9 protein-coding genes and 1 tRNA gene are annotated in these 9,687 nt (G+C 67.7%); 5 read left to right on the top strand and 5 right to left on the bottom strand.

Going from position 1 to position 9,687, the window contains the following annotated elements; all coding sequences use genetic code 11:
* Positions 1 to 682, bottom strand: a 682-nt coding sequence (locus NS4_RS29025) for a GHMP family kinase ATP-binding protein (RefSeq protein WP_281220049.1), incomplete at its 3' end; no start/stop codon positions are given.
* Between the two features lie 305 nt (positions 683 to 987).
* On the opposite strand from NS4_RS29025, the gene NS4_RS29020 reads away from it, so the two are divergent.
* Positions 988 to 2,508: a GGDEF domain-containing protein gene (locus tag NS4_RS29020; protein WP_063062674.1), complete on the top strand. Its 1,521-nt coding sequence runs from the start codon at positions 988 to 990 to the stop codon at positions 2,506 to 2,508.
* 228 nt (positions 2,509 to 2,736) lie between these two features.
* On the opposite strand, the gene NS4_RS29015 is transcribed toward NS4_RS29020, so the two are convergent.
* Positions 2,737 to 3,489, bottom strand: a complete 753-nt coding sequence (locus NS4_RS29015) for a DUF6319 family protein (RefSeq protein ID WP_063062673.1) — start codon at positions 3,487 to 3,489, stop codon at positions 2,737 to 2,739.
* Between the two features lie 162 nt (positions 3,490 to 3,651).
* Between NS4_RS29015 and NS4_RS29010 the strand changes: the two genes are divergently transcribed.
* Both NS4_RS29010 and NS4_RS29005 read left to right on the top strand, forming a co-directional pair.
* Entirely contained in the window at positions 3,652 to 4,467 is an 816-nt protein-coding gene (locus NS4_RS29010) for a nuclear transport factor 2 family protein (protein ID WP_063062672.1), read from the top strand.
* A 175-nt stretch (positions 4,468 to 4,642) separates the two neighbouring features.
* Positions 4,643 to 5,644: an AurF N-oxygenase family protein gene (locus NS4_RS29005; protein WP_063062671.1), complete on the top strand. Its 1,002-nt coding sequence runs from the start codon at positions 4,643 to 4,645 to the stop codon at positions 5,642 to 5,644.
* Between the two features lie 55 nt (positions 5,645 to 5,699).
* Here the strand turns inward: NS4_RS29005 and NS4_RS29000 are convergent, their stop codons facing one another.
* Positions 5,700 to 6,431 carry a TetR/AcrR family transcriptional regulator gene (locus tag NS4_RS29000; protein ID WP_063062670.1) on the bottom strand — a complete coding sequence of 244 codons (732 nt, stop codon included), beginning with the start codon at positions 6,429 to 6,431 and terminating at the stop codon, positions 5,700 to 5,702.
* Between the two features lie 530 nt (positions 6,432 to 6,961).
* On the opposite strand from NS4_RS29000, the gene NS4_RS28995 reads away from it, so the two are divergent.
* Positions 6,962 to 7,144 carry a hypothetical protein gene (locus tag NS4_RS28995; protein ID WP_063062669.1) on the top strand — a complete coding sequence of 61 codons (183 nt, stop codon included), beginning with the start codon at positions 6,962 to 6,964 and terminating at the stop codon, positions 7,142 to 7,144.
* A gap of 413 nt (positions 7,145 to 7,557) precedes the next feature.
* On the opposite strand, the gene NS4_RS28990 is transcribed toward NS4_RS28995, so the two are convergent.
* A complete protein-coding gene (locus tag NS4_RS28990; protein ID WP_063062675.1) occupies positions 7,558 to 7,998 on the bottom strand; it encodes a nitroreductase family deazaflavin-dependent oxidoreductase in 441 nt (146 codons plus the stop codon).
* 688 nt (positions 7,999 to 8,686) lie between these two features.
* Positions 8,687 to 8,760: transfer RNA gene (locus NS4_RS28985), tRNA-Met, on the bottom strand.
* Between the two features lie 559 nt (positions 8,761 to 9,319).
* On the opposite strand from NS4_RS28985, the gene NS4_RS28980 reads away from it, so the two are divergent.
* Positions 9,320 to 9,655, top strand: a complete 336-nt coding sequence (locus tag NS4_RS28980; RefSeq protein WP_063062668.1) for a transglycosylase family protein — start codon at positions 9,320 to 9,322, stop codon at positions 9,653 to 9,655.
* Positions 9,656 to 9,687: the final 32 nt, after the last annotated feature.

Raw genomic sequence — 9,687 nt, 5'->3', positions numbered from 1 at the left:
CGCCGTACCCGCCGGCCGCGTGCTCATGGGTCTGTCCGGTATCGATGACCAGCAGCCGCAGGCCGGTGGCCGCGAGGTCGAACGGAATCTGTTCGAAACCGCCCGAATCGGCCGCCCCGAAGGCACGTACATCCAGATACAGGGCGTGGCCCGCGGTGCACAGGATCGATGCGGCCTGATCCAGAATCCCGGTGGGCGCACCCACATAGTCGTTCTCGGCAGCCCGGGCGATATCGATCAGTTCCCGGTCGCCGACCTCGGGCGCGCACAGATCGCGGACCGCCACCGCCGCGGCGCAGCACAGCGCCGCCGAGGAGGACAGCCCGGCCCCGGCCGGGACCGCGCCGTCGAAACCGAGCTCCAAGCCCTCGATCTTGTGCCCCCGGCGCCCGAACTCCGCGATGACACCCAGCGGATACCGCGCCCAGCCCGGCAGCAGATCCCGCTCGGTGACCAGTGCCGCGGCCGGGAGCCGCACCGGTTCGCCCGGCCGCTGGCGCGAGCCCACCCGGACCAGATCGTCGGCGTGCCGGATACCTTCGCAGGTGACCGCCAGAGGTATCGCTATCGGCAGCACCAAACCGTCGTTGTAGTCGGTGTGCTCACCGATCAGGTTCACCCGGCCCGGCGCCGACCATCGACGACGCCCGCCGGGGGTGATGTACTCCTCGCGTTCGGTCACCGGACCACCGTACGAGCCACCCGCCGGTGGCCGAGTTCCGCCGCGCCGCCACGATAGCGACACCTGTTACGACGTTGTTGCGCCAAGAGAGCGACAAATTCGACACTGCGTGTCATCATCGGATCCATAGTCCAGCTTTGGTGGGCCGAACGCACCGCGGGCGGCTCGGACATCCCCTCGTACAGGAACACTCGGTTTGCGTCAGCCGCCGCTCGATGGACAGGTAGAGCACGACAGACAGATAAGGACCCAGGCCTGCGACGCGGCTCGATTTCACCGGGAATGGAGCGATCAAAGGGGGGCTGATGATCATCAGCGAACCGCAGGGAGCAGGGCGGCACGGTATCCACCGGATACGTTATGGCGCAGCGTTTTCCGTGATGGTGGGCGCGCCGCTCCTGGCGCATCTGATACTCGGGTCCCGTCCGCTGTCGGTGGCGGTCACCTTGTTCGCGGCCGCCGGCACCGTCGTCATGATCGGCTTCGGCCTGCGCCGGCATCGTCCGTCCCATCCGCTGCCGTGGTACCTGCTGGCCGGGGCCGCACTCCCCTTCGCGACCGGAACCGTGCTGCGGGAACTGACCGGCTACGCGTCCACCCCTCTCGACGAGATCTGCACGCTCGCCGGTTACCTCGGTTCCGGCCTGGCGGCCCTGATGTGGCTGCGGCCGCGTCAGGCCCGGGCCCATCCCGATGTCGTCCTGGACTCGGGGCTGATCGGGCTCGGCGCGCTGTTGGCGTCCTGGATTTTTCTCATCGCACCCGTCCTGCACTCCGAGACCGCGGGCGTGAACACGGTCACCGCGGTAGCTCTGCCGGTCTGCGATGCGCTGCTGCTCACCTTGCTGGCGCATTCGCTGGCCACCTCGAGCCGCTCGGAAACCTCGCTACGCCTGCTGCACACAGCCCTGGCGGGAGCGCTGGCAGCAGATCTCGGGTACCGGCTGGTCACGGCCGGCACCCTGAACACGGCGCCGGAAGTGCTGGTCCTGCCGCTGATCGCCGCATACCTGGCGGCCGGGGCGGCGGCACTGCACCCGACCATGGTGACGCTGGGTGCGCCGCGAACGATCCGCATCCACCATTCCCGCCAGCGTGCCAGCGTCATCGCCGTCGCCCTGGTGCTCTCCTCACTGGTGCCGGTGGCCCGCGCCCCGCTGAGCCCGCTCGACCAGGTCATCGTGTCGGCGGTACTCGCCCTGCTGCTCATCGGATTGCTGATCCGCAGCGAACGCGCGATCGGCCACAGCACCCGCAGCGAACGGCGCGCCCAATACCAGGCCGATCATGATCCGCTCACCGGCCTGCTCAACCGTTCCGCGCTGCTGCGGGTACTGCATCGTGAACACCGGGATTGGGCCGAACGCGCGCTCTGCCTGCTGTTCATCGATCTCGACGAGTTCAAGGCGATCAACGACAGCTATGGGCACACCGTCGGCGACGAGCTGATCGCCGAGGCCGCCACCCGGATCCGCTCCACCGTGCGCCGCGACGATGTGGTGGCCCGCTACGGCGGGGACGAATTCGTCGTCCTGGCTCCGCTGGAGCGGATGGAAGCGACCAAAATGGCCGAACGCCTGCTCGGTGTGTTCATGAAGCCGTTCCAGCTCAGCACCGGCGAAGTACCGCTGACAGCCAGTATCGGACTGGCCTGCGGCGGCCCCCGCGATATCGACGCCAGCATCTACGACCTCATCCGTGACGCGGACGCGGCCATGTACCAGGCGAAACGGCGCGGCTTCGGCTACATGTTCCACGACTCGATCCGGTACACCCCGGCCGAACCGAGCCGCCACGGCTGGCGACCGCGGGAAACCGCTGTGTGATCCGCGGCGTCTCGACGCCGCGGGTCGGAGCCCGACCACGGGTGCCGCTCATCCGGAGAAGGCGGGAGCGCTTGTGTATCAAGGGCGTTTCGAACAGCTCGGGTCGGCCTACAGTGCCGGTGCGCGACAGACGCCGGTCTCTCGACGGCCCGACGGCACCCGCCTCGAACGCTGAGCGGATCCCGCCCCGCAGGAAGTGGCCCCGGGGCGGTCTACCGGCGCAGCGAATCAGTCCGTCAGTTCTTCGAGGAGTTTGCGCGCCTGCTCGAGCTCGGCCTGCAGCTGCTGAACCTTGGCTTCCTGGGCACCCCGCACCGATTCCAGCAGGCCGTCCACCACCTCGGACACCTCCGGCGGCAACAGCTTCGCCGCCTGCGCCACGGCGGTACCGGTGACCGGCACCGCCCGGGCGGTCCGCTTCTTACCCGCGGTGACATCGACGGTCCATTCACCGTCGGCGGTGCCGTTGATGGTGACGGTGACCTCCGGCGTCTTGGATTTGCGCGCGGCCGGTGCCTTGGTCGCCTTGGAAGCGGCCGGGGTTCGCGGCGCCGCGGCCGGTTTCGTCTCGGCCGCAGAGTTCTTCGCCGGGCCGGGCGCCGGTTTCCGGTCCGCGGCCGAGGGCGCGGAGGTGGACGGGGACGCGGCGGGAGTCACGGGCAGTTCCTTCTTCTCGGGGGCGGGTGGGGATGGGGGCGGCGCGGCGGCCGGCTTGTCACGCTGGGGTTTTACCAGCGTGACCTCGGTGGGGCCGAAGGACAGCACATCCTTGGACCCGGTGGGCCGGATCTGCAGGAAGTCGCCGTCGGCGGGATCGCCGAGCGAGACCACCTTGCCCGACCGTCCCTCGGTGACCCCCACCGCCGCGGCGGTGAACCAGACCATCGGGGGGCGCCCCGCTTCGATCTCCGCGGCGATCTGCTCGAGGTCGTTGTCGGACAGAGGTTTCGGCTTCGCGTTCGCTGGTGTTCGCGACGGCATGGGGCACTCCGGGCAATCTCACTTGTTCGTCGAATAGCTGCGTGCACAGATGATGCCGCACCGCACCGACATTTTCACAAGCAGGCACGGTTACGTCACTCGGCCATCCATAGAACGTGTTCTATTGTGGGAGCGAATTCCGGCCACCCGAGAGGAGTCACCGTGCCGCTGGACCCGACCGCCGCGGACCTGCGCGAGGCCGTTCTCGCCTCCCCTCGCGCCGTAGCGGCCCACGACCGGGCGGCGTGGGTGGGCCTGTTCGCGACCGGTGCGGTGGTCAACGATCCGGTCGGTTCGGACCCGCACACCGGAGACGACGCGATCGCCCGGTTCTACGACACCTTCATCGCGCCCAACGACATCGTGTTCGACGTGGCCCACGATTTCGCCGGCCCGGCGACCGTGCTGCGCGATCTCACCATCACCATCACGATGTCGACCGGCGCACGGGTCCGGGTGCCGATGCATCTGCGCTACGAGGTGGTCGAGCAGGACGGCGCCCTGCGAATCGGCTATCTGGCCGCGTACTGGGAACTGGTGCCCATGGTCGGGCAGCTCATGGGCACCGGTCCGAAGGGGTGGCGGGCCGGTGCACGGCTCGGCGGCCTGCTGCTGCGCAATCAGGGCGTGCGCGGCCTGACCGGTATGGCCCGGGCGTGCAGGGGTATCGGTTCCGCCGGGAAGCGGATAGCGCGGCGGTTGTGCACGGCGGCGGCCGCCGGCGATACCGCGACGCTCACGGCACTGACCGGCGACCGTGACACGGTGCGGCTGTGGTCGGGCGAGTCGATCGACAGTGCGGAGCTGGCCGTACGAGCGCGCGGTTTGCGGCAGGGCAAAACGCTGGCGGCGGGTCGTTCGGTCACCATCAGCGCCGATCTGCCGACGGGCCCGGCGCTGCTGATCCTGGATTTCCACCCCACCCGGGACCGGATCGAGACCCTGCGGGTACACACGCACACCGTCGCCGCTCGATAGCCGCGCGGGCCGGTGCGCCCGGTACGCGGCCTTCACGTCCCTCCCGGTCACGCATTCGGCTTCTCCCAGCGGAGCACGATTACGCAGCGGCTCCGCACCCTCTATTTACTGAGACGCCGAGTCCCGGTAAATTCGTCCGTAGAGAGATGTACGCCATACGCACGAGGAGGCACCGATGACGCCGTCGACTCTGCCGCGGGCTCCCAAGCTGGACACCCGGTACCGCGAGACGCTGGAAACACTGTCGGAGGGGTCGGTGCACCGCCGGTTCGATCCGTATCTGGACATCGATTGGGATGCGCCCGAACTCGCCCTCGACCGCGACGATCCCCGATGGATCCTCTCCCCCGACTACGATCCGCTCGGCGCCACCCGCTGGTACCGGGAACTGCCGCCGGCGAAACAGATCGAGATCGGCCGCTGGCGGATCGCCAATGCCATCAAGGTCGGCGCGGCCTTCGAGACCGTGCTCATCCGCGGGATGATGCAGTACATCGCGAAATTGCCCAACGGTTCCCCGGAGTTCCGCTACTGCTTGCACGAGATGACCGAAGAGTGCAACCACATCCAGATGTTCCAGGAGTTGGTGAACCGGATCGGCGACGATGTGCCCGGTATGCGGCCGATCTTCCGGGCACTCTCCCCGTTCATCGGGGTGGCCGGAGGCTATGCGCATGTGGTGCTGTTCCTGGGCATCCTCGGCGGCGAGGAGCCGATCGACCACTATCAGAAGGCGATGATCCGCAACGGCGCGAACCTACCGCCGCTGGTGGTGCGGACGATGGAGATCCATATCGCCGAGGAGGCGCGCCACATCTCCTTCGCGGGAGAATTCCTGCGCGCGCATATCGCGAAACTCGGCCCGGTCTCGACCGCGCTGTGCGGGCTCTCCTTTCCGCTGGCGCTGCGCTGGCTGGCCGGGGAGATCATGGCGCCGCCGCCGGAGTTCGCCCGCCGCTTCGATGTACCGCGCGAGGTCATCGAGGAAGCGTTCTGGCGCAGCCCGCACTCGCGGCGGATCCTGTCCGGGTACTTCGGCGATATGCGGGCCCTCGCCGACGAGCTCGGTTTGATGAACCCGGTCACCTCGCGGTTGTGGCGGGCACTCGGAATCGACGGCGACCGTTCGCGCTATCGCAGCGAGCCGGAACGCCGGGCTCGGGCCTCGGTGGCCTGACCCGGCACGACCGGGCCGACCGACGGCGTTCGGCCCGGTCGAGGACCCCGCACTCTCACCCCGCCGAACCACGCAGTCCGGCGACCACCTGCGCCAGTTCCCGGTCCGGGTCCACTGTCACACCGACCGTCCGGGCCGCGCCGTCGAGGATGTACCAGGCGTAGCCGGAGAGGTCCGCGACCATTTCCGCGCGCGTCCGGCTCGGCTCCGGATCGGCGACCCACGCCGCCAGCACACCTTCGACCATGGTCACCACCGCGAACGGCACCGGCTGCAGCGCGGCCGAATCCACCTCCACGATGCGGGCGATCGCATCGATCAGCTCCCGTGACCGCTCGGTGATCCGGATCTTCAGGCTCGCGATCGCGTCCACACTCTCGGGACCACCGACCGGCGGGCCGGTCCGCGCGAACGCGGCCAGGTTGGGGTGGTCGCCCATCCAGTCCGCGACCGCGCGGACCGTTCGGGTGATGATCTCGCGCACCGAGCCGGACGAGACGTCCAGCTGTGCGTCCAGTACGGCCCCCAGATCGTCGATCAGGTAGGACCGGATCCGCCGGTCCAGGTCTTCCCGGCCGTTGAACTGCCTGTACACCACGGATTTGGCGACTCCGGCCCGTTCGGCGATCTGCCGCACAGGCACCTCGGCGCCCAGGGGTTTCTCCTCCAGCAGTTCGACCGCGGCCCGCAGGATGCGCAACTGACGCTCGGTGTTGTGCTCCGCCCAGCGCGCCTCGTATCCGTTGATCTCCCCCGGAATCCGCGATCGCGACGACGCCACCGACATGCCTGGCAGTGTACTCAGCACCGCCGCCGGGGGCGGCGCGCTCCCGCATCGTTGCGCTCCGTCAACCGCCCGACCGGGGACTTCTTCACCGGGATTTCATATGTCGCACCGTTCTGCACGATCAAATGAAAGTACATTCACACCGGCATTAATTCCGGATTGCGCGCGAGCATTCCGCAATACACGCGCCGTATATTACAAACCGGTCGTTTTGTCGACTCCGGGTGCGTCGATGCGTCACGTAGCATCGGAAGCTGTTCTCGCACAGACACATCCAGAATACCGTGCGGACAGTTGGTTTCGCCCCCAATAAGTCACCGGTGGTCCACGGATTCCAATCCGTGGGCAGTCGGAACGAAAAAGGCTAGAATTGCGGCACATTGGTACCGGGCGGGTCCGGCGATCTGCTGTCACTACGTTGCTCGGTCGCGGGAATTCCGGCGACACCGGTTACGGGGGGCGGCGCAATCGGAGCAGCGTACGAATACGCGCAGCGACCCGCCGGCGCACCACGCGTACAGGAGGCAAGGATGCCCGACAACACCGGCCCCGAGGAGAACGACGTGGAATCGACCGCCGAGCACGCACCCGTGATCTGGCCGGAACCCAGCCGGCTGGATTCGTGGTGGCGCGACATCATGACCGATCCGGTCGCCGCGGCCCCGGTCGCGGAGTCCGAACCGGGGCCCCCGAGCCTCACGCGTAACGGCTGACTTCGCTACCGACCACCGGCCGGACCCCTCTACCGGCCATCGACCCGGCACCGCAACGCGTTCCGTATTTTGCCGACGGCGCGACCAGCGGGCGCTGGTGGTGCCGTCTCGGCACCGGGACCACAGGTGATAGCGCCCATCGGTTCGTTCCCGGCGTGGACCGGACGCCCGAACGTCACGGCGTAGTCCACGGTTGCATGCGCCGATCACGGCAACAGAGCCGACCAGGGTAGCGCCGCGGGCCCCGGGAACGGGCCGGCGACGGTCGCGGCTTCACGGGATCGCGGCACCGACTCCCGAGTCGCGCTCGGAAGAAGTCGCCGGGGTGGCCGGACCGGCATCGCCGCGTCCGCACCATGGACGCCGGCCGGATCGGCCCGTCTCCTCGAAATACTCGCCGCGCGACCTCGCGGTCAAGCGTCTCCGTTCGTGGGCGTGAGCCGAACCAACGGGATCTCCCGGCCGGTGCGTTTCTGGTAATCCCCGTAGACAGGGAAGGCGGCGGTGATGCGGGACCACAGCGGCGCCCGCTGCTCCGCGGAGAGGATATGCGCGGTCATCGGCCGGCGCGGGCCGTTACGGAAGGAGACCTCGACGGCAGGATTGTCGCGGAGATTCCAGTACCACGCCGGGTGGGTCGGATCACCGCCGCGGGACGCGACGATGATGTAGTCCTCGCCCTCGACGACCGGCGCGGTCAGCATGACCGAGCGCGCTTGCCCGCTCTTACGGCCGGTGGTGGTCAGTTCCAGCGCCGGCATCCCGAAGTACTCGGTGCCCAGGCGGCCGAAGCTGATCCGCAGCAGCGCACGGTGCACAACGTTGACGGCCTTCAGCGTGAAATCAGATGGCACGGCGCTCATTCCTCCGGTTCGGCAGTTGACCCAGCAAAGCAGTTCGCCCGGCGTCCGGCAACGCCCAAACCCGTGCGCGCCGCACGATGCGAAGGTGACAACTCCTGCCCCGCAGCTCCCGCCGGGCTCACGGCGCCACCGGGGTCGCGCCGGTGAAACCTGGCCGGCGGTATGCCGATCCACTCGCTCGGCGCTCCTCTCAGGCAGTAGGGCGCCATCATCGCCACCGGCCGAGCATCAGTTGAATTGCACCGTTGTAATTCATCGGATGCATATCTGCTATTACGGATTTGCCCGTTGGAAAACATGTTCCGACCACCGATTCCGAACGATATCCACCTACCGAAATCGACCGATGAAGGCTTTCCTTCATGAAATAGCCAGACGATTGCCCAGTCCTCTTTTGCCACAATACATCCGACCGCCCTCGGCCCCGCCGCACCGGACGGCCCCGGACCCGCCGGATTCGGGCAGAGCGAACGCCTCGCGCGCACCACCGGAGCCGGTTGCCATCCCCCAGCTCTGCGACATCGCTTTCACCGGCCGACCGCACGACCGAGACCACCCGATCGCCGAGCGGGCGACAACGGGTTCGGAAAGATCGGCTCACCGGCCGCGGCTGTCGGACGACGATGCCGCGACACAAAGAAAAGGCCCCGGAGAGATTCTCTCCGGGACCTTGCCGTAGTAGCGGGGACAGGATTTGAACCTGCGACCTCTGGGTTATGAGCCCAGCGAGCTACCGAGCTGCTCCACCCCGCGTTGGGTGAACACAACATTACACACGGCCGCCGAAGACCGCCAAATCGCCAGGTCGGAGTGCGTATCGGTCGGCGGCCACCCAGGCCGAACCGCCGACTGCGGCGCCCACGCCGGGCTCCCTGGGCGACTATCGGCCCGCCGGCGCCCGGGCCCCGTAACGGCAACCCGGGTGCCGGGACTCAGAACGTTAACGGTGCGGTTGCCGATTGTATCGATCGCTTATACGCGTGACACGAATTACCTATTTCTGGTGATCCCGGTCACATTTAGTGTCGTGACACACCGCCATGGGTAAGGGAGAAATCGTTTTATGACCTGGACTTTTACACATATTCCCGGTGCGCACCAATCGACGTATTGATAGTTATCGATACGTGATCTGACGAGATTTCTTCGTTACCGTCGTTCGCAGGCCCCGACCAACCGGGACGGGCCGACCGAACCGGAGAACACCGGCAACCCTGTCCCACGGTTCGGATCAAACCCCGACACATGACCTGGGGACAGGGGCACGCAAGCTTCCAACGCGCTGCCGGTGGGCACAGGGAGGGATTCGCATATGTCCAAGACCCGAAAGTTCAGCACCCGCGTTCTCGGCATGACCGCCATCGCCGGAGCTCTCGTTGCCGTACCGTTCGGTCTTTCCACCGCCACCGCCTCGGCCGCATCGGGCAACTGGGACGCCGTCGCCCAGTGCGAGAGCAGCGGCAACTGGTCCACCAACACCGGTAACGGCTTCTACGGCGGCCTGCAGTTCACCCAGAGCACCTGGGAGGCCAACGGCGGCAGCGGCAGCGCCGCGAACGCCAGCCGTGAAGAGCAGATCCGGGTGGCCGAGAACGTTCTGGCCACCCAGGGCCCCGGCGCGTGGCCGGTGTGCGGCCAGTACCTGTGACCCCACCCGGCGCGCCCTGAGCGCGTCGCCGT

The organism is Nocardia sienata NBRC 100364, from assembly GCF_001613205.1.
Lineage (GTDB): Bacteria > Actinomycetota > Actinomycetes > Mycobacteriales > Mycobacteriaceae > Nocardia > Nocardia sienata.
The sequence above is the reverse complement of the archived record's forward strand: the minus strand, read 5'-3'. Positions and strand labels throughout refer to the sequence as shown.

Bases quoted from the DNA above. Each gene is read 5' to 3' on its own strand.
- NS4_RS29005 (WP_063062671.1), top strand. From the start codon at position 4,643: ATGACGCCGTCGACTCTGCCGCGGGCTCCCAAGCTGGACACCCGGTAC.
- NS4_RS29000 (WP_063062670.1), bottom strand. From the start codon at position 6,431: ATGTCGGTGGCGTCGTCGCGATCGCGGATTCCGGGGGAGATCAACGGA.
- NS4_RS28980 (WP_063062668.1), top strand. From the start codon at position 9,320: ATGTCCAAGACCCGAAAGTTCAGCACCCGCGTTCTCGGCATGACCGCC.
- NS4_RS29020 (WP_063062674.1), top strand. From the start codon at position 988: ATGATCATCAGCGAACCGCAGGGAGCAGGGCGGCACGGTATCCACCGG.
- NS4_RS28995 (WP_063062669.1), top strand. From the start codon at position 6,962: ATGCCCGACAACACCGGCCCCGAGGAGAACGACGTGGAATCGACCGCC.
- NS4_RS29015 (WP_063062673.1), bottom strand. From the start codon at position 3,489: ATGCCGTCGCGAACACCAGCGAACGCGAAGCCGAAACCTCTGTCCGAC.